Genomic DNA, 22,428 nt, shown 5'->3' with positions numbered 1-22,428 from the left:
TGGGACCCCGCCGAGGTCGAGGTGACGTTCCAGTGGCTGCGGGACGGCCGCGCGATCACCGGCGCCACCTCGCGGACCTACCGCGTCGACCCGGCCGACCTGCGACACCGGCTGTCGGTCGCCGCGACCGCGACCGACGCCCAGGGTGCCAGCGCGACCGCGACGTCCGAGGAGACGGCCGCGGTCGGACGCGGGACCCTGCGGGCGAAGCGCGCGCCGGCGGTGCTGGGCACCGCCCGCTTCGGTCGCACCGTGCGCGCCGATCCCGGCCGGTGGTCGAGCGACCCCCATCGCACGACGTACCAGTGGTTCCGCGGCCCCCGGCCGATCGACGGTGCCACGGGCCGGCGCTACACCTTCGTCCCCGACGACGTGGGTCGCCACGTGCGGGTACGGGTCAACGTCAAGGCACCCGGCTACCACCCCGCCACGGCGACCTCCCCGCGCGCCGGCCGGGTCGGGCACCGCGTCGACCTGCGGCGCACCGTGACCTACCACGTCGAGACCCGAGGGCGGATCACCACGAGCCTGAAGGACTTCCGCCGCCTCGCGCAGCAGACGTACGACGATCCCCGCGGCTGGCGCGGCAGGGGCGTGCGGTTCGTCCGGGTCGAGCGCCGCGGCTCCTTCACCCTCGTCTTGGCCGAGGCCTCCACGGTGCCGGGCTTCTCCTCGGGCTGCAGCAGCACCTACAGCTGCCGGGTGGGTCGTTACGTGATCATCAACCAGACCCGGTGGAACCGGGCGACCCCGCCGTGGAACGCCGCAGGTGGGTCGCTCAGGGACTACCGCCACATGGTGCTCAACCACGAGACCGGGCACTGGCTGGGCAAGGGTCACGCCGGCTGCCCGGGGCGTGGCAAGCCGGCGCCGGTGATGATGCAGCAGAGCAAGGGCCTCGACGGCTGCCGCTTCAATCCGTGGCCGACTCCTCGCGAGCTGCGCTGACCTGCGCCGGCGCCGTGCGCTCAGTCGGCGGTGACGTCCAGCCGTTGCCGCACGTCGAAGCGGCTGCCCGGCACCGGCCCCAGCCCTAGGAGGTCCAGGGCGAGGTTGGCCAGGTCGCCGTTGCGGATCGGCTGTGGTCCGGTGAGACCGGGCCGCGAGGTGCCCGGGTCGGCGTAGGTCGCGTTCATCGCGTAGAGGTCTCCGTGGTCGACCCCGGGGCCCCAGACCACGAAGGGCACGCGGTAGTTGGCCAGCTTCGTCGGGTCCGAGTGGCTCTCGCCCGACCCGCCGTGGTCGGCGGTCAGGACGACGACCACGTCGCTGAGGTCGGGGTGGTCGTCGATGGCGGCCAGCATCCTCCCGACCAGGGCGTCGGCGGTCTCCACGGCGCGCAGGTAGGCGGGCGACATGAAGCCCGAGGCGTGACCGGTCTGGTCCGCGATGCCCAGGTGCAGGAAGGTGAACGCCCGGTCGCGCTGCACGAGGTCGGCCCGCGCGGCCTTGACGAGGGCGGCGTCCTGCTCCTCCTTGATCAGGCTGCGGTCGAGACCACCGGGCCACGACCGGTCGAACAGGCTGAACTTGGTCTTGGTCGAGAAGAGCGCGGTCGTGCCACCGGCCTCGTGGACGACGGTGAAGACCGAGGACACGGGGTGCCCGGCGGCCGCCTGGACGGTGGTGCCGGGGCGGTCGTCGTTCCACGTGACGCCGTGACCGCCCTTGCTCGCGGTGATGCGTCGTCCGGTGACCATGCCGGTGTGGTTGGGCAGCGTGAGCGTCATCTCCAGCTCGCTGCGGGCGTTGAGGGTGCCGGCGCCCTCGTCGAGCAGCCGCCACAGGTGAGGCACGGAGTCGCGCCCGAGCTTGGTCAGGGCCCGCGGATTGAGGGCGTCGATCGAGATCGCGAGCACCTGCGCGGGGAAGGCGCGTGCCGGTGCCGTCGTGGGCGGGGCGCCCGAGGTCGGCGTCCCGGCTGCCGGCATCGACCCGCAGCCCGTGGCCGCGAGGAGCGGTGCGAGGCACAGGGCGGCGGTGCGGGCACGCAGCGCACGGGTCCGGGACATGGTCCGACCCTACCGATAGGCTTGCTCGTCGTGCCGCCTCTCCGCGATGTCGACCTCGATGCCCCCATCGGCATCTTCGACTCGGGCTTCGGCGGTCTCACGGTCGCCCGCTCGGTCATCGACCAGCTGCCGCACGAGTCGATCCGCTACGTCGGCGACACCGCCCGCCAGCCCTACGGCCCCAAGCCCATCGGCGAGGTCCGTGAATATGCCCTCGAGTGCCTCGACCACCTGGTCGAGGAGGGCGTCAAGGCGCTGGTCATCGCCTGCAACTCCGCCAGTGCGGCGATGCTCCGCGACGCCCGCGAGAGGTACGACGTGCCGGTGGTCGAGGTCATCTATCCCGCCACCCGCCGCGCGGTGGCCGCCACCCGCTCGGGCCGCATCGGCGTCATCTGCACCGCGGCGACCGCCGAGTCGATGGCCTACGACGACGCGTTCGCCGCCGCCCCCCAGGTCGAGCTGACGACAAGGGCCTGCCCGCGCTTCGTCGACTTCGTCGAGGCCGGCGTGACCGGCGGCGACGAGCTGCTCGCGGTCGCCCACGACTACCTCGACCCGCTCACCCGTGCGGGCGTCGACACCCTGATCCTCGGCTGCACGCACTACCCGCTGCTGACCGGCGTCATCTCCTACGTGATGGGCGACGACGTCACGCTGGTGAGCAGCGCCGAGGAGTGCGCCAAGGACGTCTACAAGATGCTCGTGCGCACCGACCTGATGCGGCCGACCGGTGATCCGACCTACAGCTTCGTGACGACCGGCTCACCCGACGAGTTCGAGACGATCGGTCGCCGCTTCCTGGGTCCCGAGATGGTGAGCGCCAGCCAGTTCGTCGGAGGCCTGGCATGAGGCTGACCGTCGTGGGCTGCTCCGGGTCCTACCCCGGCCCCGACTCCGCGGCGAGCTGCTACCTGCTCGAGGCCGACCACGACGGTCGGACCTGGCGGATACTGCTCGACCTCGGCAACGGCGCGCTGGGCCAGCTCCACCGCCATATCGACCCCCTCACCGTCGACGCGGTGCTGGTCAGCCATCTCCACGCCGACCACTTCCTGGACCTCTGCGGCTACTACGTGATGCGCAAGTACCACCCCACCGGCGCCCAGCCGCGGATCCCGGTCTGGGGGCCGTCCGGCACCTCGGACCGACTGGCGCTCGCCTACGGCCTGCCGCTCGACCCGGGGATGCACGAGGAGTTCGACTTCCGGGTCTACGACGGCCCACTCCGGATCGGTCCCTTCGCGATCACCCCGGTGCCGGTCGACCACCCCGTCGACGCCTTCGGACTCCGGGTGGAGGCCGACGGTCGGGCGATCGGCTACAGCGGTGACACCGGCCCCTGCGCCGGCCTGGACACCGTGGCCGCCGACGCCGACCTGCTGCTGGCCGAGGCGTCGTTCCGCTCGCAGGACACCAATCCGCCCCACCTGCACCTCACCGGCACCGACTGCGGCGAGGCCGCCACGCGGGCCGGCGCGCGACGCCTGGTGCTCACCCACGTCCCGCCGTGGTTCGACCCGCAGACCGCCGTCGACGAGGCCCGCGCGGTCTTCGACGGCCCGCTCGAGCTGGCTGTCGCCGGGGCCGTCTACGAGCTCTAGGCGCCGCATAGGGCAGGCTGGAGCCATGATCCACGTCGAAGGACTCACCAGGACGTACGGCGGGTTCACCGCCGTCGACGACATCAGCTTCGTGGCCCAACCCGGCCGCGTCACCGGCTTCCTCGGCCCCAACGGGGCCGGCAAGACCACCACCATGCGCATCATGGTCGGGCTCACCCCGCCGTCGCGGGGCCGCGTCACGATCGGTGGTCACCTCTACCACGACATCCCCAACCCCGGTCGTCACGTCGGCGTGCTGCTCGATGCCTCGGCCCAGCACGCCGGGCGCAGCGGTCGCGAGATCCTCACCATCGGCGCTCGCACGATGGGGCTGCCCGACTCGCGCGTCGACGAGATGCTCGCGCTGGTCTCGCTGAGCCCCGAGGAGTCCAAGCGCCGGCTGCGCAACTACTCGCTCGGCATGAAGCAGCGCCTCGGCATCGCCCACGCGCTGCTCGGCGACCCTTCGGTGCTCATCCTCGACGAGCCGGCCAACGGCCTCGACCCGGCCGGCATCCGCTGGATGCGCGGCCTGCTCAAGGGCTACGCCGACCGCGGTGGCACCGTGCTGCTCTCGAGCCACCTGCTCCACGAGGTCGAGATGATCGCCGACGAGATGATCCTCATCGGGCGCGGCAAGATCGTGGCCCAGGGCGACAAGAAGACGCTGCTCGAGCGCGGAGGTGCACCCTCCAGCCTGGTCACGTCCCTCGACAACACCTCGCTCGCCACCGCCCTGCAGGGCAAGGGCTTCAGTGTCACCGCCGCGGGCGAGGGGCTGAAGGTCGAGGCGCCCGCCGTCGAGATCGGCCGCACGGCCCTCGAGGCCGGCATCGTGCTGACCGACCTGCGCTTCGGAGGCGCCGGGCTCGAGGACCTCTTCCTCGAGCTGACCTCCGAGACCCAACGTGAAGGCCACATCGAAGGAGCCTCGGCATGAGCATGACCCTGGACGTCTCCGGGACCGCGCAGATCCCCTTCACCCGCCTCGTCTCCGTCGAGCTGCGCAAGACCGCCGACACCCGCGCCGGTCGCTGGCTGCTCGGCGCGATCGTCGGCATCACCGCACTCTTCATGATCATCTTCTTCCTGGTGGCCGACGCCGACGAGCGGATCTTCGGCAACTTCATCGGCATCGCCTCGACGCCCCAGGGTTTCCTGCTCCCGGTGCTCGGGATCCTGCTGGTGACCAGCGAGTGGAGCCAGCGCACCGCGATGGTCACCTTCGCCCTGGCACCCTCGCGCACCAAGGTGATCGCGGCCAAGACCGTCGCCGCGCTCATCCTCGGCCTGGCCGCCTTCGTCGCGGCCATCGTGATCGCCGCCCTCGCCACGCTCCTGGGTGGTGCCAGCGAGGGCTTCGAGGGGCTCTCGGCGAAGATCTTCCTGCTGTTCCTCGCGCTCCAGCTCCTGACGGTGCTCCAGGGCTTGGCCTACGGCCTGATCCTGCTCAACACCCCTGCCGCGATCGTGACGTTCTTCGTGCTGCCGATCGCCTCGTCGATCGTCTTCGCCCTGGTGCCCTTCCTCCAGGATGCGGCGCCCTGGCTCGACCTCGGAACGGCCCAGCAGCCGCTCTTCAACTCCTTCGGGGGCGACCAGGGGCTGACCGGCGAGGAGTACGCCCAGCTCCTCACCACCTCCCTGATCTGGATCGTGGTGCCGTTCATGGCGGGATGGGCGCGCGTGATGCGCGCCGAGGTGAAGTAGGTCCCACCCCGCAGCAGCCGATCACCGTCGTGCGCCCGACCCCCACTAGGGTCGGGCGCATGACGTCTCTTGAGCGCACCCCCCGCGAGGACGGCCGGGCCGACGACGAGCTCCGGTCCGTGACCATCACCCGCAACTGGCTCGACCACGCGGCCGGGTCGGTGCTGATCGAGTTCGGGAAGACCAAGGTGCTCTGCGCCGCGTCGGCCTCGACCGGCGTCCCGCGCTGGCGCAAGGGCTCCGGCCTGGGCTGGGTCACCGCGGAGTACGCCATGCTCCCCGCCTCCACCAACACCCGCTCCGACCGCGAGTCGGTCAAGGGCCGCATCGGTGGCCGCACCCACGAGATCAGCCGCCTGATCGGCCGCTCGCTGCGTGCGGTCATCGACTACCAGGCGCTGGGGGAGAACACCATCCAGCTCGACTGCGACGTGCTCCAGGCCGATGGCGGCACCCGCACCGCGGCGATCACCGGCGCCTACATCGCGCTCGCCGACGCCTGCGCCCACCTCGGGGTGCCGAAGGCCCTCACCGGCTCCGTGGCGGCCATCAGCGTCGGGATCATCGACGGCGTGCCGCGCCTCGACCTGCCCTACGTCGAGGACGTCCGCGCCGAGACCGACATGAACGTCGTGATGACCGGCGACAACAAGTTCGTCGAGGTCCAGGGCACCGCCGAGGGCGCGGCCTTCGACCGCGCCGAGCTCGACGCGCTGCTCGCTCTGGCCGAGAAGGGCTGCGCCGACCTGACCCTCATGCAGCACGAGGCACTGGCCCGTTGAGTGCACCAGTGAGTGCCGCAGGGACCCGCATCTTCCTCGCCTCGCGCAACGCCAAGAAGCTCGCCGAGATGGACCGGATCCTGCGCGAGCAGGTGCCCGACATCGAGGTGGTCGGCCTCGACGACGTGCCGTCGTACGACGAGCCGGTCGAGGACGCGCCGACCTTCGTCGGCAACGCGCTGCTCAAGGCACGCGCCGGCGCCGAGGTCACGGGACTGCCGACGCTGGCCGATGACAGCGGGTTGTGCGTCGACGCGCTCAACGGCATGCCGGGCGTGCTGTCGGCGCGCTGGTCGGGCCCGCCGAAGGACGATGACCGCAACAACACGCTGCTGCTGTCCCAGCTCTCCGACGTCCCCGAGGAGCGGCGCACCGGCCACTTCGCCTGTGCCGTCGCGTTCTGCCACCCCGACGGTCGCGAGATCGTCGTCGAGGGGCGCATGGACGGCACGGTGCTGCGCGAGGAGCGCGGAGACGGGGGCTTCGGCTACGACGTGCTGTTCGTCGCCGACGACCGGCCGGGGCTGACGACGGCCGAGCTGAGTCGCGAGGACAAGGACGCGATCTCCCACCGTGGCAAGGCGTTGCGCGAGATCGCCCCTCAGGTCGCGGCGCTGCTCGGCTCGCGCTGAGCGACCCGCCTGCTGATGATCACTCCCCAGCCGGCGGCCATGACGAACATGATGATCGAGTAGACCGCAGCGGGGACGGCGATCTCGTTGACCTCCAGGACGTTCTCGGCGACGAAGATCGCCAAGGTCCCGTTGTGGACCCCGATCTCGAAGGACGAGGCGATGGCCTGTCCCTCGCGCACGCCGAAGGCGCGCGGCACGGCGTAGCCGACGACGAGGCTGATCGCACAGAACAGCGCGGCCACGATCCCGACGTCGGCGAGGTAGCCGCCGACCCGCTCCCTCTCACCGAGCAGGATGCCGAGCACCAGGATGGCCAAGATGACGGCCGACGCGATGCGCACCGGCTTGTCCATGGCCGCGGCGAACGACGCCTTCCTCGCACGGACCAGCATGCCGATGCCCACCGGCACCAGGATGAGCGCGAACACCTTCACGACCTCGGCCAGCGGCATCGAGACCGACTCGGACTTGTCGAAGTAGTCGATCGCCAGGTTGGTGATCAGCGGCAGCGTCGCGATCGCGATGATCGAGTTGATGGCGGTCAGGGAGATGTTCAGGGCCACGTCGCCGCGGAAGAGGTGGCTGAAGAGGTTGGCGGTCGTGCCGCCGGGCGAGGCCGCGAGCAGCAGCATGCCGATGCCCAGCAGGGGCGGGAGGTCGAAGGCCACGACCAGCCCGAAGCAGACCACCGGCAGCAGCACCAGCTGGCAGACCAGCGCCACGACGACGGCCTTGGGCTGGGTGCCGACGCGACGGAAGTCGGCGAGGGTCAGGTCCAGCCCGAGGCCGAACATGATGATGGCGAGTGCGACGGGCAGCCCGATCTCGGTCAACGCGGAGTCCATGGCCGGACCCTAGTCGAGGGTGACCCCGGTCACGTCGAAGAGGCACGCGATAGGTTCGCGTGATGGCCCGACACTTCCTCCTCCGCAGGACCTTCGCGCGCGTCGCACTGAAGCTCGCGCGCTGGCGCACCACCGGCGAGGTGCCCAGCAAGGGCATCCTGGTGGGCGCGCCGCACACCTCCAACTGGGACTGGGTCCTGACGATCCTGCTCGCCTGGGACAGCAACGTGCAGATCCGGCTGCTGGTGAAGGAGTCGTTCTTCAAGGGGCCGGTGGGCTACGTCATGCGTGCCACCGGCGCGGTCCCGCTCGACCGGGCCAACCCGGGCGGCACGATCCGGGCGCTGCTGGCCGATGCTGAGACCGACGAGACGTTCCTGCTGGGCCTGGCGGCCGAGGGCACCCGGAGCAAGGTGGACTACTGGAAGTCCGGCTTCTACCGCATCTCCCAGCAGACCGGCCTGCCGATCACGCTGGCGTTCATCGACGGGCCCACGCGCGTCGTCGGCTGGGGTCCGACGTTCCCGGTCACGGGTGACGTCGGCGCCGACATGGACAAGGTGCGCGCGTTCTACGCGGACAAGCGGGGCATCCGGCCCGAGCTGGCGACGACACCGCGGCTGCGCGAGGAGGGCCCGGTCGAGCCCGCCTGACCTACTGCCAGGTCCAGCTCTCGACGATGTCGGCGTAGGTGTCCTGAGCCTTCTGGTCGCCCTCCTGGGTGGACAGGATGATCGAGTAGAGATCGCCGTCGTGGATCGTCAGGTAGCCGTACTGCTCGATCGCGACGCCGTTCTCGTTGACCCTGGAGATCAGCACCGACACCGCCTTCTCGCCGTCGATGGTGGTGTCGCCGTTGTCGACCGGGGTGGCCCCGGTGGCGCCGACCATGTTGTTCTCCCAGGTCGGGCGGATGACCTCGGGGTCGGTCTCGCCACCGGCGAAGCCGGTCTCGATGATCAGGTTGGCCCGGGCGCCCTCGAAGCTCTGGCCCCAGGCGATCGCCTTGTCCGTCGCGCCGGACTGGCCGCCCGAGAGGATCTCCTCGGTGATGTCGGTCCAGGCGTCGGGCAGGGTGAACGCGTAGCCGCTGCCGATCAGCGGGTTGGGCGGGATCGTCGGGAGCGGGGTGGGGCTCGGGGTGGTCGGCGACTGCGTCGGCGGCGTCGGCGGCGTCGGGGCGGTGGGTGCCGAGGTCGAGGGGTCGTCGGTCGCGGTCTCGACGGTGTCGTCGCCCCCGGACAGGATGGCGAACAGCCCGCCGATGACGGCGATCAGCACGACGGCGGCGACGGCGGCCAGGATCCAGGGGGTCTTGCTCCTCGCCGAGGGCGGCGGGCCGGTCGGCCCGGAGGGGTACGCCGGCGGGTAGCCCCCGGCGTACTGCTGGACGCCCGCGGGAGGCGACATCGGCGGCGGCGAGGAGGGCGGAGGCCCTGTGGGCGACTGCACCGGCCACGGCGCCTGGGTCGGGGGAGCGGGCGGGTGCGGCTGCTGGGTCGCCGCCGGGGGGAAGGCCGGGGGGCGGGGCTGCGTGATGGTCCGGTCGAAGCGGCGCACGTCGGTGGCGCTCACCTTGCCGACCGCGAAGCCGAGCACCGCGCAGGCCCAGCGGGCGGCGGCGACGTCAGAGGTGCCGCGGTCGCGGGCGAGCATGTCGCCGGCCGACTCGACGGCCCGCGTCGGCTCGGCGCCGCTGTCGATCGTGCTCTGCATCATCCGGAAGGCGCCGAGTCTCACGGCGTCGACGAGGAGGTTGATGTCACCGGTCGAGGCAGCGGCCTCGTCGAGGTAGTCGTCGAGCGCGGCGCGCAGCAGGTCGGCGTCGTCGAAGACGCCGCGGCCCGAGGTGAGACCGAGCTCGTAGAGGTTCTCGTGCAGCTCCATGGTGCCTTCCGGAAGAGTCGGTCACAGCAGTGCCGAAGGGGGGACTCGAACCCCCATGCCCGAAGGCACAGGTACCTAAAACCTGCGTGTCTGCCAATTCCACCACTCCGGCGAGCGCGGGCCTCAGTCTAGGCCGAGGTCACGCCGCAGCTTGGCCACGTGCCCGGTCGCCTTCACGTTGTACTGCGCGAGCTCCACGGCGCCTCCCTCGGCGACCACGAACGTCGAGCGGATGACGCCCTCCACGACCTTGCCGTAGAGCTTCTTCTCCCCGAAGGCGCCGTAGCTCTTCATGACCGCCTTGTCGGGGTCGGAGAGCAGGGTGATGCCCAGGCCGTCCTTCTCGCGGAACTTCGCGAGCTTCTCCGGCTTGTCCGGCGAGATGCCGAGCACCTCGAAGCCGGCGGCCTTCAGCGACTCCAGGGAGTCGGTGAAGTCGCAGGCCTGCTTGGTGCAGCCCGGCGTCATGGCCGCCGGGTAGAAGTAGACGATCACCCGGCGGTCGCGCAGGTCCGAGAGGGTGACCTCGGCGCCGGTGTCGTCGGTGAGGGTGAAGTCGGGGGCGGCGTCGCCGGGGGCGAGGCGGGCATCGGACACGACGTGCTCCTTGTTGCGAGTTATGTGCAATAACGTACTGTGGGCTTCGACCGCCAACCTACCGAGTCCGGAGAAGTTCGATGCACGTGCCCGACGGCTTCCTCGACGCCCCCACGTCCATCGCGACCGGGGTGGTCGCGGCAGGTGGGGTGGCCTTCGCCCTGCGCAAGGCCCGCACCGAGCTCGACGACCGCACGGCGCCGATGGCCGGCCTGGTCGCAGCCTTCATCTTCGCCGGCCAGATGATCAACTTCCCCGTCGGCGCCGGCACCAGCGGACACCTGCTCGGTGGTGCGCTCGCTGCGGTGCTGGTCGGTCCCTGGACCGGGGCGTTGTGCATCAGCGTGGTGCTGCTGGTCCAGGCGCTCTTCATGGCCGACGGCGGGATCACCGCGCTCGGCACCAACATCGTGCTGATGGCCCTGGTCGGCTGCTTCACCGGCTACGTCGTCTTCCGCCTGGTCGCCGCCGTCCTGCCCAAGCGGCGCTCCTCCATCGCCCCCGCGGCCGCCGTCGGCGCGCTGCTGTCGGTCCCCGTCGCCGCGACCGTCTTCACGGCGCTCTTCGCCGTGGGCGGCACCGCCCCGGTCGAGACCGGCGACGTGCTCGTCGCGATGCTCGGCTGGCACACCGTCATCGGCATCGGCGAGGCGGTCGTCACCGGCCTGGTCGTGGCCTCGGTGGTCACGGTGCGACCCGACCTGGTGCACGGTGCCCGGACGCTGGTCCCGGCGGCCGAGCTCGAGATCCGGACGGTCCCGGCATGAGGACCCGCACGTTCGTCATCACCGGGCTCCTGGTCGCCCTGCTCGTCGCCGGGGTCGGCAGCTTCTACGCCAGCAGCCACCCCGACGGTCTCGAGTACGTCGCCGGCAAGACCGGCTTCCTCGACTCCGCCGAGGACTCGCCGACCTCCGACAGCCCGTTCGCCGACTACCAGACCGCCGGCGTCGACGACGAGCGCCTCGGTGGCGGACTGGCCGGCGTGATCGGCGTGCTGCTGACGCTGGTCATCGCGGGCGGGGTCGCCTACGCCGTACGACGCCGCACGCCCGCCGACGACTCCGTCGACGAGCCTGTCGAAGCCGAGCGCTGACGTGGGCGCCGGTCACGGCCACCGGCTGCACTTCCACGGCCACAGCCCGGTCCACCAGGCGCCCGCGCACCTGAAGGTCCTGCTGCTGGTGGGCTTCATGCTCACCGTCGTGGCCACGCCCCGCGACTGGTTCCCGGTCTTCGGCGGCTACCTCCTCGTGGTCGTCGCGGTGATCCTCGCCGCGCGGGTGCCGCTGCTCTACGTCGTGCGCCGGATGGTCATCGAGGTGCCCTTCCTCGTCTTCGCTGCGCTCATCCCCTTCATCGCCACCGGCCCGCAGGTGGACGTGCTCGGGGTCAGCGTCTCCGAGCCCGGTCTGCTGGCCGCCTGGGGCCTGGCCGTCAAGGGATCGCTCGGCGTCATGGCCTCGCTGACGCTGGCCGCGACGACCGAGCCGGCCGACGTGCTGGTCGGGCTGCGCCGACTGCGGATGCCCGACCTGATCGTGCAGATCATGGGCTTCATGATCCGCTACCTCGACGTCGTCACCGCCGACCTGGGGCGGATGATGGTCTCCATGCGCTCACGAGGGATGGACCCACGGTCCCCACGCAGCTGGCCGACGCTGGCGCGCACGCTCGGCTCGTTGTTCATCCGCTCCTACGAGCGCGGCGAGCGGGTCCACCTCGCGATGCTCTCGCGGGGCTACACCGGGGAGCTGCCCAGATGAGAGTGCCCAGATGAGCGTGCCCAGATGAGCGTGCCCGTCCTCGACGTCCAGGGCCTGGCCTACGCCTACCCCGACGGCCACCAGGCGCTCTTCGGCGTCGACCTCCACGTCCACCAGGGCGAGCGGGTGGCGCTGCTCGGCCCCAACGGCGCCGGCAAGACGACCCTGGTGCTGCACCTCAACGGCATCCTCACCGCGGGCGCCGGCTCGGTCAGCGTCAGCGGACTGCCGGTGGCCAAGGAGAACCTCCAGGAGATCCGGCGCCGCGTCGGCGTGGTCTTCCAGGACCCCGACGACCAGCTCTTCATGGGCTCGGTCCGCGCCGACGTCGCGTTCGGCCCGGCCAACCTCGGCCTCAAGGGGGCCGCCCTCGAGGCGCGGGTCATGACCGCGCTCGACCTGGTCGGCATGGCCGACTTCGCCGCCCGTCCGCCGCACCACCTCTCCTTCGGCCAGCGCCGTCGGGTCGCGGTGGCCACGGTGCTGGCGATGGAGCCGGAGATCCTGGTGCTCGACGAGCCGTCCTCCAACCTCGACCCGGCCTCGCGGCGCGAGCTCGCCGACATCATCCGCTCCCTCGACGTGACGGTCCTGATGGTCACCCACGACCTGCCCTACGCCCTCGAGCTGTGCCCCCGAGCGGTCGTCCTGAGCGACGGGCACGTGGTCGCCGACGGTCGGACCTACGACGTCCTGACCGACGACGCCCTGATGCGCGCCCACCGTCTCGAGCTACCGTTCGGCTTCGACCCTCGCGGCATTGATACCCTCCCGCAGTGAGCAAAGAGCTGTCTGACCTCGAGGCCGAGATCGAAGCGACCCGCGAGCGGCTGGCGGTCACCATCGACCAGCTCCTCTACCGCTCGAGCCCCAAGACGATCGTGGGTCGCGAGGTGGCCCAGATCAAGGGTCACTACGTCGACGCCGCGACCGGCGAGCCCCGCACCGACAACATCCTCAAGACCGTCGGCGGTGTCGTCGGGGTGATCGTGCTCTTCGTCGTGATCCGCAAGGTCGTCAACTGACCTGCAGGAGCCGCACGTGAGCGACAAGCGACCCATCAAGATGCTGCACGACCGAGTCCTCTGCGAGGTCGACAAGGAGGCCGGGGAGCGTCGCTCCTCCGGCGGCATCGTCATCCCCGCCACGGCCGCGATGGGTGGACGTCGCCTGGCGTGGTCCCAGGTCGTCGCCGTCGGCCCGCACGCGCGAGCCGTCGAGGTCGGCGACCGGGTCCTCTTCGACCCCGAGGACAAGGCCGAGGTCGAGGTCCACGGCGAGGTCTACGTCGTCATGCGCGAGCGCGACGTGCACGCCGTGGCCGCCGACCGCCTAGGCGACGAGTCGACCGGGCTCTACCTCTAGGACCGTAACCCCCGTCACACGGTGGCGTTGAGCCGTCATGCTCCGACACCGCGTCACCCGCCCGATCGTTGGCCTGCTGGCTGCCTGCACCCTGGTGCCGGGGGGTGCCGTCGTCGCCACGAGCGCAGGCGCCGTCCCCAGCGCACCGGCCCCGGTGGTCGCCGCCGTGGTCCAGGCGCAGCCGCAGGCGCCGTCGTACGACGCGCGGATCCGGATCACGAAGCACGGCATCCCGCACATCACGGCCCAGGACTTCGGCTCGCTCGGCTTCGGCAGCGGCTACGCCGCGGCATCGGCGTCGATCTGCACCTTGGCGGACACGCTGGTCACCGGGCGCGGTCAGCGCTCGCTCTTCTTCGGACCGAAGGCGCGCTACGACGACCAGGTCACGCTCGAGGCCTCCAACCTGCAGGTCGACGCGTTCGTGACCGACCTGCGCAACCGTCGCGTCGTCGAGAAGCTCCTCGCCTCGAAGGCCGGACCCGGGCGAGAGTCGCGCCAGATGGTCGACGGCTACGTCGCGGGCATCAACACGTACCTCCGGACGAACACCGTCACCGACCCGGCCTGCCGCAAGGCGGCCTACCTCAAGCCGAACGCCACCTCGATCGACCTGTGGTACGGCGTCTACCTCGCCAACCTGCTCGCCTCCGCGGGCGTCTTCGTCAAGGAGATCGTCGACGCCGACCCGCCGTCGGCCACCGACCCGGGCCTGCCCGAGCTGCCGGTGCGCGCGTCCGCGGTCGACCGTGCGGCGCTGCTCAAGGGTCTGGGGCGCGACCCCGAGGCGCCCTTCGGCTCCAACGCGACCGCGGTCGGAGGCGCCGAGACCTCGACGAGGCGCGGGATGCTGCTGGGCAACCCGCACTTCCCGTGGCGCGGCCGCTACCACTTCACCCAGCAGCACCTCACCATCCCCGGCTCCTACGACGTGGCCGGGGCGTCGCTGATCGGCTCACCGGCGGTCAACATCGGGTGGAACAAGAACGTCGCGTGGAGCCACACGGTCTCCACGGCCTACCGCTTCACGCCCTACGAGTACAAGACCGTCGGCCCCACGACCTACCTCACCGACGCCGGCCCGCAGCAGCTCGAGCGACGCACCGTCAAGGTGCGCGTGAAGCGGGCCGACGGCTCGGTCGGCACGGTGACCGAGGACCTCTACCGCACGCCGCAGGGCTATGTGCTCGACGCGCCGGCGCTGCTGATGCCGTGGAGTGCCACGAGCGTCTGGGCGTTCCGTGACGCCAACGGTGAGCAGCTGCGCACGATCGACACCTTCTTGAACATGGGCAAGGCCCGCAACGTGCGCGACCTGCTGCGCCGTCAGGACGCCGGAGGCGGGATGCCGTGGGTCAACACCACGGCGGCCGACCGCTTCGGTGACGTGCTCTACGCCGACCACTCGGTCGTGCCCCACGTCACCAACGAGATGGCCCAGCGGTGCATGACCCCGGTCGGCCGCGTGCTCAACCAGGTCGCCGGCCTGCCGGGCCTCGACGGCACCTTCGCCGACTCCTCGTGCGCCTGGGGGACCGACGCCGATGCCCAACGCCCGGGCATCTTCGGCCCGAGGAACCTGCCGTCGGTGGTGCGTCGCGACTGGGTGATGAACGCCAACGACTCCTACTGGCTGCCCAACCCGGCCGCGCGGCTCGAGGGCTACGACCAGATCATCGGCTGCGAGCGCTGCGTCCGGACGATGCGCACGCGGATGGTGTCGCAGTACGTCATCGACCGGCTGCGCGGGAAGCGCAAGGAGACCCCGCTGAGCTTCCGGAGCCACCAGCACGAGAACCGGCTCCGCGCAGCGGAGGTCATGCGCGCCGGCGGTGCTCTCGACGACGTCTGCGCGCAGACCGGCGAGACCCGCGCGTGCGCCGTGCTGAAGACGTGGGACGGCCGCTCCGAGACCACCTCGGTCGGCACCCACATCTTCGAGGAGTTCGTCTCCCGACTGCCCGCCGCGCCACTCGGCCAGGCCGACACCGTGTGGACCGTGCCGTTCTCGGCCGAGGACCCGCTCAACACCCCGCGCGGCCTCGCCAGCGACAACCCGCAGGTGGTGCAGGCGATGAGCGACGCGATCGCCTCGTTGCGGGCGCGCAAGATCCCGTTCGACGCCAGCTGGGGCTCGCTCCAGGTTGCGGGCGACCGCGGTGCACCGCCGCTCCCGCTCGGCGGTGGCACGGGCGACTCGGTCGGCAACGCCAACGCGCTGGCGTCACGCAACCCGGTGCAGAACAAGGGGCGCTACCGCGCGATCACCTACGGCTCGTCGCACATCCAGGCGATCTCGTTCCTCGACGGCGGTCGGGTCGACGCCCGCACGATCCTGACCTACGGCCAGGACGAGAACCCGCGCTCGCGCTGGTCCAGCGACCAGACCAGGCTCTTCTCTGAGGGTCGCTGGGTCCGCTTCGCGTGGACCGACGCGCAGATCAGGAAGGACCTGGTGCGGTCCTTCGTGGTGAGGGGCTGACGCCCGGGATGCTGGGGGCGCCGGGCAGGAGGGCCAGCTCGGCGTTGTCGGCGTCCTGCAGCGGCCCCGAGGTGGGCTGGTCGCGCAGGTCCGGGATGAAGAGCGCGGCAGCGGCGGCGAGGAGCATGCCGGCACCCAGCACGAAGAAGCCGGTCGTGTAGCCGCTCTCGTCGGGGATCCCGGTCGGCCCCACCTGGGCGGTGACGATGCCGGCCATCACCGCCGCGCCGACGGAGCCGCCGATGGTGCGGATGTTGGCGTTCATGCCGCTCGCCACCCCGGTCTGCTCCTGGGGGACCGAGGCAATCACGACGCCGGCGAGGCTGGAGAAGATCAGGCCCGACCCCAGGCCCTGGACCGTGGTCGCGGCATAGAGCTGCCACGTGGCGTCGTGCCACAGCGCGATCGAGACGAACGACGCAGCCGTCGTCAAGGTGCCGGTCACGATGACCGTGCGCGCCCCGACCGCGTGGATGAGTCGCGCGGTGAAGAAGCCGACCAGGAAGCTCGCGATCGCGGAGGGGACCAGGAGGAACCCCGACTCCGAGATCGAGGCGCCGAAGCCGTAGCCGGCCGCCTCCGGGGTCTGGAGGAGCTGGGGCAGGAAGCCGAAGGCCGCGAAGATGCCGAACCCGACGAAGGCCGCCACCAGGTTGGTCGTCCAGACGCCGCGCAGGCGCATCATCCGCATGTCGATCATCGGCACCGGCACACGGGTCTCGACGGCGACCCAGGTGACCAGGCCGACAGCGGCGAGGGCGAGGAGCCCCAGGATCCGCGGCGAAGACCAGCCCCACACGTTGCCCTCGGAGAGCGCCAGCAGCAGTGCGACCAGCCACACGGAGAGGAGCACGGCGGGCAGGATCGGCAGGCGTGCCGGCGTCCGCACGGGTGACTCGGGCACGAACAACCGGGCGGCGACCGCGGCCAGTGCCGTCACGACCATGGGGATCCAGAAGAGCCCCCGGAAGCCGAACACCTCGACGATCGGGCCGGCGATCACGATGCCGACCCCGAACCCGACCGCGGTGAGCGAGGCGAGCACGCTCAGGGCCGTGGCGACGTTGTCGTGGAACTCGTCGCGGGCGATGCCGAAGGCGAGCGGGAGCACGCCGCCACCCGCGCCCTGCACCACCCGCGCGAAGATCAGCCACCCGATGCTGGGTGCCAGCGCGGCGAGCAGCGACCCCAGCACGAGGGCGCTCAGCGTGATGACGAGCATCCGTGTCTTGCCGACGACGTCGCCGATCCGGCCGAGCAACGGGGTGGCGATGGAGGCGCTGAGGAGATAGCCGGTCAGCACCCACGTGACGGTGGTCTGGTCGGTGTCGAACTCCGTCTGGATCGTCGCGAGGACCGGGACGATCATCGACTGCAACAAGGAGAACGACGACACCGAGACCGCGAGGACGGTGAAGGTGACGGCTCCGCGGCCGGGCCTGGTCAATGGGTACTCCTCGACGTTTGGTTGCCGAGTGCAACCAACCGCCGAGTGTAGGGGAGCGGTGGTGATCCGCCTCAGTCGTCGCCGAGGCCGTTGCGCTCCGCCCAGACGGCCGCCTGCGTCCGGTCCTGCACCCCGATCCGGTTGAAGACGGAGGTGAGGTGGGACTTGACCGTCCGGTCGGTGATCCCGAGACGGCGCGCGATCTGCTTATTGACCAGGCCCTCACGCACCAGCACGAGCACCTCGATCTCGCGGGGACTGAGGTTGACGGAGGTCGGCGAGGCCGGCCGTGCGCCGAGGAGCTGTCGCGCGGCTCGCGGGTGGATCGGGGACTCGCCGCGGCTCACCTGGCGCAGGCCCGCCACCACCTCGTCGGGCTCGGCGTCCTTGAGGAGGTAGCCCAGGGCGCCGGCATCGAGGGCGGCCACGATCCGCTCGGAGTCGGAGAAGGAGGTCAGCACCAGGACGTCGGTGCCGCCCTGCTCCACGATGGTGCGGGTCGCCGTGACGCCGTCCATGCCGGGCATCTGCAGGTCCATCAGCACGATGTCGGGGTGCAGCTCGGCGACGAGGTCGACCGCGCCCTGACCGTCACCGGCCGTGCCGACGACCTCGATGTCCTCGACGCCGGCCAGGTAGCCGGCCAGGGCGCCGCGCAGCACGGCGTGGTCGTCCGCGAGCACGACGGTGATCACCCGCCCACCTCCAGCCGGACCGTCGTGCCGGTGCCGGGGGAGGAACGGACCTCGAGGACGCCGCCGCTGTCGTGGGCGAGGCTCTGGAGGCCACGCAACCCGTAGCGCGTCTCCTCGCGAACGGCCTCCGGGTCGAAGCCACGCCCGTCGTCGGCGACCTCCAGCACCACGCGGTCCCCGGTGCGCAGGACCTCGATGCGCAGGCTCGACGCGGCGGCGTGGCGCAGGGCGTTGCGCACGGCCTCCTGGGTGACCCGCCAGACGAGGGCGGCGCTCTGCTGGCTGACGCCGTCGAGCGGCACCACGTGGACCGATGCCTCGACGCCGGCTGCCGCGGCCGGCGCACACAGGTCCTGCAGGGCGGCGTCGAGGGTCGTGACCGACAGGTCCGGGGGATGGATCTCCACCAGCAGGGAGCGCAGGCCGCGCATGCTGCTGCGCAGGGAGCGAGCGGTGGTGAGCAGCGTCTCGCGGTGCTCGGGCGAGGCGTCACGTGCGACCGTGGCCACGGCGTACGCCGACGCGGCGAGGTCCTGGACGACACCGTCGTGGAGGTCCCGGGCGATGCGCCGGCGCTCGGCGTCGGAGGCGGTGGCGGCGTTGCGCAGCAACCGCTCACGATCGGCGGCGGCCCGAGCCTCGCGTCGTGTCATGACCCACAGCATGGCGGTCGCGATCGCGACGAGCAGCACCAGCCCGCCGATGGTGATGCGACGGAAGGGGGCGATGACCTCCGCCTGCCGGGCGTCGATGCCGTCGGCGGAGAAGTAGGTCTCGAAGAGGAGGGGTTGACCCTCGGGACTGACGATCTGCGTGTAGACCTCGACCAGCCCCTCGCCCGGCGGCTCGAACCGGTTCTCGGGCTCGCCGAGGTCGGACACGTCGGCCTCCGAGCCACCGTCGCGCAGGATCGCGAGCTCCTCCGGGCCGAGCTGGAAGCGGTCTCCGATGAGCCGCACCTCGTCGGAGTAGAGGATGGTGCCGTCCTCCGCCCAGATCTTGATGCGCCGGACGTCCTCGACGAGCAGCCGGTCCAGCGCGACCCGGTCGAAGCGGTCGACGGCGCTGATCCGCCCGGCCACGAGACCGCGCGGGAGGGCCGGCTCCGCGACGGAGAGGGCCAGCACCTCGGTGGTGGCCCGCGCGTCGTCGAGCGCCTCGTCACGGGCAGCCCGCCCGGCGAGGGTCTGCGTCGCCACGACGATCGCAGCCAGGGCCAGCAGCCCGATGGCGAGGTACTGCGCCACCGGGCTGCTGACGAGTCGCCGTGGTCCGGTCATGACGGACCAGTATGGCGACCCGGCGCGTCGCCGGTCAGAGGGCGACCGTGGCGACGCAGACTTCGTCCGTCGCGGGGTTGACCGCGCGGAAGGTGAACTGGTCGGTGCCGTCGGCATCGACGGTGCGGCGCTCGACGGAGAACGACCCGCTCCGACCGCGGGTGACCGAGGTGCCGCGGGCGGTCACGCCACCGTCGTGCCGCAGCACCCAGGTCCAGCTCTGGCCGGTCCGGTTGCTGTCGATCTCGGCCTCGACCTCGATGCGGCCGTCGTCAGGCTTGGCCTTCATCTTCCAGTCCGTCGAGCCCGAGCACGAGCCGGTGTTGATGACGCGGCCGTCGGACCCGCCGGCCTGGGCGCTCCCGGCGACGGCGAGGGGGAGGGTGGCTGCCAGGAGGGCAGCCGCGGCGACGGCTGCGGGTGTCGTGCTTCGGATCTTCATGGTGTTCTCCTCGGTGTCGGCGGTGCTGGGGATGTGACGTCAGGCTGCAGCGGTCGCGGTGGCACCGACCACTGGTCGCGGGTACTACGACCAGCGAACGGAGGTCCGTCGGCTCCGCTACATTGCGCCAGTGAGACCGCACCCCTTCGCTCAGGCGGGCGCCCTGAGCGCGGCGTACGACGCGGTCGACTGGGCGGCCACACCTCTCGGCGCGGTGGACGACTGGAGTCCGGCGCTGCGCAGCGCGGTCGACCTGACGCTGAGCACCCGCTTCCCCGTCACCCTGCTCTGGGGGCCTGAGCTGGTGCTGGTCTACAACCAGGGCTACACCGAGCTGATCGACGCCAAGCACCCCCGTGCCCTCGGCAGCCGCTGCGAGGACATCTTCCCGGAGGCGTGGGAGGTCATCGGCCCGATGCTCCGCTCCGTGCTGGAGACGGGCGTGCCCACCTGGGTGGAGGACACCTACCTCCCGCTCCAGCGCTCGACCTTCCTCGAGGAGTGCTACTTCACCTTCTCCTACTCGCCGGTGCGTGGTGAGGACGGTCGCATCGAGGGCATCCTCGACATCTCGGTGGAGACCACCGGCTATGTCATCACCCGGCGCCGCCTCGCGATGCTGGCCCAGCTGTCCGACGCGCTGTCCTCCGCCGAGGACGACGACACGGTGGCTGAGCGGGCCGCGACGGTCCTCGCGACCGACCCTGCCGACCTGCCGCAGGTCGAGATCCGGCTGCCGGGCGAGCCGGTGGCAGGGGCGTCGCCGTTCGGCCCGGCCCCGGCCATCACCGAGGGCGTCGACCTGCACCTCGACACCGAGGGCGCGGGCAGGGTCGCGTGGCTGCCGCTGAGCCTGGGCGGGATGCTCGTGGTGCGCCTCAGCGAGCAGCTCGAGCCGACCGGTCTCTACCTCGACTTCCTGCGCCTGATCGCCGCCAACCTCGGTGAGACGCTGATCCGGCTGCGCAGCCTGGGGGCGGAGCGCGACCTCTCCGCTGCGCTCCAGCGGGCACTGCTGAGCCGCCCCGCCGGCTCCCTCGAGCTCGACCTGGCCGTGCGCTACGTCCCGGCGTCCGACCTCGCCCAGGTCGGAGGCGACTGGTACGACGCGTTCCTGCTGCCGGACGGCAGCCAGATGCTCGCGATCGGCGACGTCGCCGGTCACGACCAGCGCGCGGCAGCAGCGATGGCGCAGCTGCGCAACCTGGTGCGCGGGGTCGCCCACACCCTGCCCGACGCCACACCTGCCGCCGTCCTCAGCGGGCTGGACCGCGCCATCCACGGACTCGAGGTCGAAGCGGTCGCGACAGCTCTCCTCGTCCGGGTCGACCGCTCGTCGGAGGAGGGCGCACGCCCGCTCCAGCTGACCTGGTCCAACGCGGGCCATCCGGCCCCGCTCGTGCTGGAGCCCGACGGCAGCGTCCACGCGGTCGACGCCCAGCACGACGTGCTGCTCGGGGTGGAGCCGTCCACCCCGCGTCGCGACCTCCGGTGCTCGCTGGCACCCGGCGCCAGCCTGCTGCTCTACACCGACGGCCTGGTCGAGCGCCGGGACGCGACGTTCGACGAGGGGGTCGCCTGGCTGCAGGCTGCCGTCGCCGGGCGCCAGGACCTGACGGCCGCCGAGCTCTCGGACCACGTCATCGGCCAGCTCGGCCAGCCCATCGCCGACGACATCGCGCTGCTGGTGGTGCGGGCGCCGCAGTGAGTCAGGCGGGAGTCAGGCGGGAGTCAGGCGGGACTCATGCGGGGCTCGGCCGCCGGACCGTGGTGCCCCCAGGGCAGCTCGTGGGTCCAGCCCAGGGCCGCCAGGACGCTGGGCAGCAACGCCTTGGCCGTGCGACGGTAGCCCGCGCTCGAGGGGTGGAAGCGGTCGACCGCGAACATCTCGTCGGGTTGGGCGATGAAGAACGGACCGACCACGTCGGCAAGGCTGACGGCGATGCCGCCCAGCTCGGTGGTCACCTCGCGTTGCGCCGTCGCCAGCTGCCTCGACGCGCGGCTGCCCAGGGAGCGCAGCGGCTGCGGCACGGCCGTGAGCATCCCGAGGTCCGGGCAGGTGCCGACGACCACAGGGGTGCCGCGCTCGCGCAGCGCGCCCACGACCTCGGCCAGGTGGCGGCGTGACTCGGAGGTCTTCACCCGGTGGGTGATGTCGTTGCCGCCGACCACGATCACCGCGACGTCGGGGCGGTAGTGGCGCGGCAACGAGGTGAGCTGGGCGCGCAGCATCGAGCTCTCGGCCCCCACGAAGGCAGCCGTGTGCAGCCGGACAGCGCGGTGGGTGCTCTTCGCCAGTCGCCGGGCCAGCTGGGCGCCCAGGGTCTGCTTCGCCGTCTCGGCCCCGAGGCCGGCCGCGATCGAGTCGCCCAGCAGCAACAGCTCGATCGGGTCGCCGTACGTCTTCTTGTAGGTGCGGTCCGCCGAGTGCGGGTCCTCGCCCAGCGGCTTGCCGATCACCCGGCGCGCGATGCGAGCCTGGTGGCGGAAGCCTTCGCGCAGCGCGAGGAGCACGCCGGCCACGGAGGCCAGGCCGAGCGCCAGGGTCAGAGCGATGCGGCGCATGGACCCACCATGCACCTCCGCGGTGAACGGACGTGAAATGGCGCCGGGCCGGACATCGAGGATGTCCGGCCTGGTGGGTGGTACGGCATCAGGGACTCGAACCCCGAACCCGCTGATTAAGAGTTTGATATCAGACGTACCGGAGGATCCCGACACGCTCTCGTGAGTGCGGCTGAGCGTCAGGACCGTCCCGTTCGACCCCCCGAGTCCTAGGGGTGTCGGAGAATCCGTGACCAATCGGTGACCAATACCGACTTCCCGTAGGGAAGATCGCCGACCGGCATGACTTGCAGCTGCTGGTGGTCTGTACGTAG

The 22,428-nt window shown here is 71.4% G+C and carries 25 protein-coding genes and 1 tRNA gene; 16 read left to right on the top strand and 10 right to left on the bottom strand.

Features of this window, described 5'->3' with window-relative positions; translation table 11 throughout:
- Positions 1 to 948, top strand: a 948-nt coding sequence (locus RMN98_RS14205; protein WP_309649476.1) for a DUF3152 domain-containing protein, incomplete at its 5' end; no start/stop codon positions are given.
- A 20-nt stretch (positions 949 to 968) separates the two neighbouring features.
- Here RMN98_RS14205 and RMN98_RS14200 read toward each other — a convergent pair.
- Entirely contained in the window at positions 969 to 2,012 is a 1,044-nt protein-coding gene (locus RMN98_RS14200) for an alkaline phosphatase (RefSeq protein WP_309649475.1), read from the bottom strand.
- A gap of 30 nt (positions 2,013 to 2,042) precedes the next feature.
- Between RMN98_RS14200 and murI the strand changes: the two genes are divergently transcribed.
- Genes murI through rdgB form a run of 6 tightly spaced genes read left to right on the top strand, consistent with a single transcriptional unit; the run spans position 2,043 to position 6,740 of the window.
- Positions 2,043 to 2,864 carry a glutamate racemase gene (murI, locus tag RMN98_RS14195; protein ID WP_309649474.1) on the top strand — a complete coding sequence of 274 codons (822 nt, stop codon included), beginning with the start codon at positions 2,043 to 2,045 and terminating at the stop codon, positions 2,862 to 2,864.
- Positions 2,861 to 3,616: an MBL fold metallo-hydrolase gene (locus RMN98_RS14190; RefSeq protein ID WP_309649473.1), complete on the top strand. Its 756-nt coding sequence runs from the start codon at positions 2,861 to 2,863 to the stop codon at positions 3,614 to 3,616. Before murI ends, RMN98_RS14190 begins: the two co-directional genes overlap by 4 nt.
- Positions 3,617 to 3,641: 25 nt before the next feature.
- On the top strand, positions 3,642 to 4,556 hold the full coding sequence (locus RMN98_RS14185; protein WP_309649472.1) for an ATP-binding cassette domain-containing protein: 915 nt from the start codon (positions 3,642 to 3,644) through the stop codon (positions 4,554 to 4,556).
- On the top strand, positions 4,553 to 5,326 hold the full coding sequence (locus RMN98_RS14180) for an ABC transporter permease (RefSeq protein ID WP_309649471.1): 774 nt from the start codon (positions 4,553 to 4,555) through the stop codon (positions 5,324 to 5,326). Before RMN98_RS14185 ends, RMN98_RS14180 begins: the two co-directional genes overlap by 4 nt.
- A 59-nt stretch (positions 5,327 to 5,385) precedes the next feature.
- Positions 5,386 to 6,108, top strand: coding sequence for a ribonuclease PH (gene rph, locus RMN98_RS14175; RefSeq protein ID WP_309649470.1), 723 nt, complete (start codon positions 5,386 to 5,388; stop codon positions 6,106 to 6,108).
- 8 nt (positions 6,109 to 6,116) lie between these two features.
- Positions 6,117 to 6,740 carry an RdgB/HAM1 family non-canonical purine NTP pyrophosphatase gene (gene rdgB, locus RMN98_RS14170; protein WP_309649469.1) on the top strand — a complete coding sequence of 208 codons (624 nt, stop codon included), beginning with the start codon at positions 6,117 to 6,119 and terminating at the stop codon, positions 6,738 to 6,740.
- Here the strand turns inward: rdgB and RMN98_RS14165 are convergent.
- Complete coding sequence (locus RMN98_RS14165; RefSeq protein ID WP_309649468.1) at positions 6,710 to 7,588, bottom strand: bile acid:sodium symporter family protein; 879 nt, start codon at positions 7,586 to 7,588, stop codon at positions 6,710 to 6,712. The two genes, rdgB and RMN98_RS14165, sit on opposite strands and share 31 nt — an antisense overlap.
- 62 nt (positions 7,589 to 7,650) lie before the next feature.
- On the opposite strand from RMN98_RS14165, the gene RMN98_RS14160 reads away from it, so the two are divergent.
- Positions 7,651 to 8,241, top strand: a complete 591-nt coding sequence (locus tag RMN98_RS14160) for a 1-acyl-sn-glycerol-3-phosphate acyltransferase (RefSeq protein ID WP_309649467.1) — start codon at positions 7,651 to 7,653, stop codon at positions 8,239 to 8,241.
- A 1-nt stretch (position 8,242) separates the two neighbouring features.
- On the opposite strand, the gene RMN98_RS14155 is transcribed toward RMN98_RS14160, so the two are convergent.
- The 3 genes from RMN98_RS14155 to bcp all read right to left on the bottom strand — a co-directional run bounded on the left by RMN98_RS14155 (position 8,243) and on the right by bcp (position 10,072).
- The gene (locus RMN98_RS14155; RefSeq protein WP_309649466.1) at positions 8,243 to 9,475 is read right to left on the bottom strand and encodes a hypothetical protein; all 1,233 of its coding nucleotides are present in this window, start codon (positions 9,473 to 9,475) and stop codon (positions 8,243 to 8,245) included.
- A 30-nt stretch (positions 9,476 to 9,505) separates the two neighbouring features.
- Positions 9,506 to 9,587, bottom strand: a tRNA-Leu gene (locus RMN98_RS14150).
- A gap of 11 nt (positions 9,588 to 9,598) precedes the next feature.
- Positions 9,599 to 10,072 (bottom strand): thioredoxin-dependent thiol peroxidase, encoded by a 474-nt coding sequence (bcp, locus tag RMN98_RS14145; protein ID WP_309649465.1) that lies wholly within the window; start codon positions 10,070 to 10,072, stop codon positions 9,599 to 9,601.
- Between the two features lie 80 nt (positions 10,073 to 10,152).
- Here bcp and RMN98_RS14140 point away from each other — a divergent pair, with 80 nt between their 5' ends.
- The 7 genes from RMN98_RS14140 to RMN98_RS14110 are packed head-to-tail and all read left to right on the top strand — an operon-like array spanning position 10,153 to position 15,685.
- A complete protein-coding gene (locus RMN98_RS14140) occupies positions 10,153 to 10,839 on the top strand; it encodes an energy-coupling factor ABC transporter permease (RefSeq protein ID WP_309649464.1) in 687 nt (228 codons plus the stop codon).
- Positions 10,836 to 11,168 carry a PDGLE domain-containing protein gene (locus RMN98_RS14135; RefSeq protein ID WP_309649463.1) on the top strand — a complete coding sequence of 111 codons (333 nt, stop codon included), beginning with the start codon at positions 10,836 to 10,838 and terminating at the stop codon, positions 11,166 to 11,168. Before RMN98_RS14140 ends, RMN98_RS14135 begins: the two co-directional genes overlap by 4 nt.
- Before the next feature lies 1 nt (position 11,169).
- On the top strand, positions 11,170 to 11,838 hold the full coding sequence (gene cbiQ / locus RMN98_RS14130) for a cobalt ECF transporter T component CbiQ (RefSeq protein ID WP_309649462.1): 669 nt from the start codon (positions 11,170 to 11,172) through the stop codon (positions 11,836 to 11,838).
- 24 nt (positions 11,839 to 11,862) lie between these two features.
- Positions 11,863 to 12,618, top strand: a complete 756-nt coding sequence (locus RMN98_RS14125; RefSeq protein WP_309649461.1) for an ABC transporter ATP-binding protein — start codon at positions 11,863 to 11,865, stop codon at positions 12,616 to 12,618.
- Entirely contained in the window at positions 12,615 to 12,863 is a 249-nt protein-coding gene (locus RMN98_RS14120) for a DUF3618 domain-containing protein (protein WP_309649460.1), read from the top strand. Before RMN98_RS14125 ends, RMN98_RS14120 begins: the two co-directional genes overlap by 4 nt.
- Before the next feature lie 40 nt (positions 12,864 to 12,903).
- Positions 12,904 to 13,203 (top strand): co-chaperone GroES, encoded by a 300-nt coding sequence (locus RMN98_RS14115; protein ID WP_309649477.1) that lies wholly within the window; start codon positions 12,904 to 12,906, stop codon positions 13,201 to 13,203.
- Between the two features lie 37 nt (positions 13,204 to 13,240).
- A complete protein-coding gene (locus tag RMN98_RS14110; RefSeq protein ID WP_309649459.1) occupies positions 13,241 to 15,685 on the top strand; it encodes a penicillin acylase family protein in 2,445 nt (814 codons plus the stop codon).
- Here RMN98_RS14110 and RMN98_RS14105 read toward each other — a convergent pair.
- The 4 genes from RMN98_RS14105 to RMN98_RS14090 all read right to left on the bottom strand — a co-directional run bounded on the left by RMN98_RS14105 (position 15,645) and on the right by RMN98_RS14090 (position 19,549).
- Positions 15,645 to 17,132 (bottom strand): MFS transporter, encoded by a 1,488-nt coding sequence (locus tag RMN98_RS14105; RefSeq protein WP_309649458.1) that lies wholly within the window; start codon positions 17,130 to 17,132, stop codon positions 15,645 to 15,647. The two genes, RMN98_RS14110 and RMN98_RS14105, sit on opposite strands and share 41 nt — an antisense overlap.
- A 71-nt stretch (positions 17,133 to 17,203) precedes the next feature.
- A complete protein-coding gene (locus RMN98_RS14100) occupies positions 17,204 to 17,827 on the bottom strand; it encodes a response regulator transcription factor (RefSeq protein ID WP_309649457.1) in 624 nt (207 codons plus the stop codon).
- Positions 17,824 to 19,107, bottom strand: a complete 1,284-nt coding sequence (locus tag RMN98_RS14095) for an ATP-binding protein (protein WP_309649456.1) — start codon at positions 19,105 to 19,107, stop codon at positions 17,824 to 17,826. Before RMN98_RS14095 ends, RMN98_RS14100 begins: the two co-directional genes overlap by 4 nt.
- 34 nt (positions 19,108 to 19,141) lie before the next feature.
- Complete coding sequence (locus RMN98_RS14090; protein WP_309649455.1) at positions 19,142 to 19,549, bottom strand: hypothetical protein; 408 nt, start codon at positions 19,547 to 19,549, stop codon at positions 19,142 to 19,144.
- A gap of 130 nt (positions 19,550 to 19,679) precedes the next feature.
- On the opposite strand from RMN98_RS14090, the gene RMN98_RS14085 reads away from it, so the two are divergent.
- On the top strand, positions 19,680 to 21,257 hold the full coding sequence (locus tag RMN98_RS14085; protein WP_309649454.1) for a SpoIIE family protein phosphatase: 1,578 nt from the start codon (positions 19,680 to 19,682) through the stop codon (positions 21,255 to 21,257).
- Between the two features lie 23 nt (positions 21,258 to 21,280).
- Here RMN98_RS14085 and RMN98_RS14080 read toward each other — a convergent pair whose 3' ends face one another.
- Positions 21,281 to 22,114, bottom strand: a complete 834-nt coding sequence (locus tag RMN98_RS14080) for an SGNH/GDSL hydrolase family protein (RefSeq protein WP_309649453.1) — start codon at positions 22,112 to 22,114, stop codon at positions 21,281 to 21,283.
- Positions 22,115 to 22,428: the final 314 nt, after the last annotated feature.

The sequence above is a fragment of the Nocardioides sp. genome, from assembly GCF_031397825.1.
GTDB lineage: Bacteria > Actinomycetota > Actinomycetes > Propionibacteriales > Nocardioidaceae > Nocardioides.
This window is presented reverse-complemented; position numbering and strand designations above follow the sequence as displayed.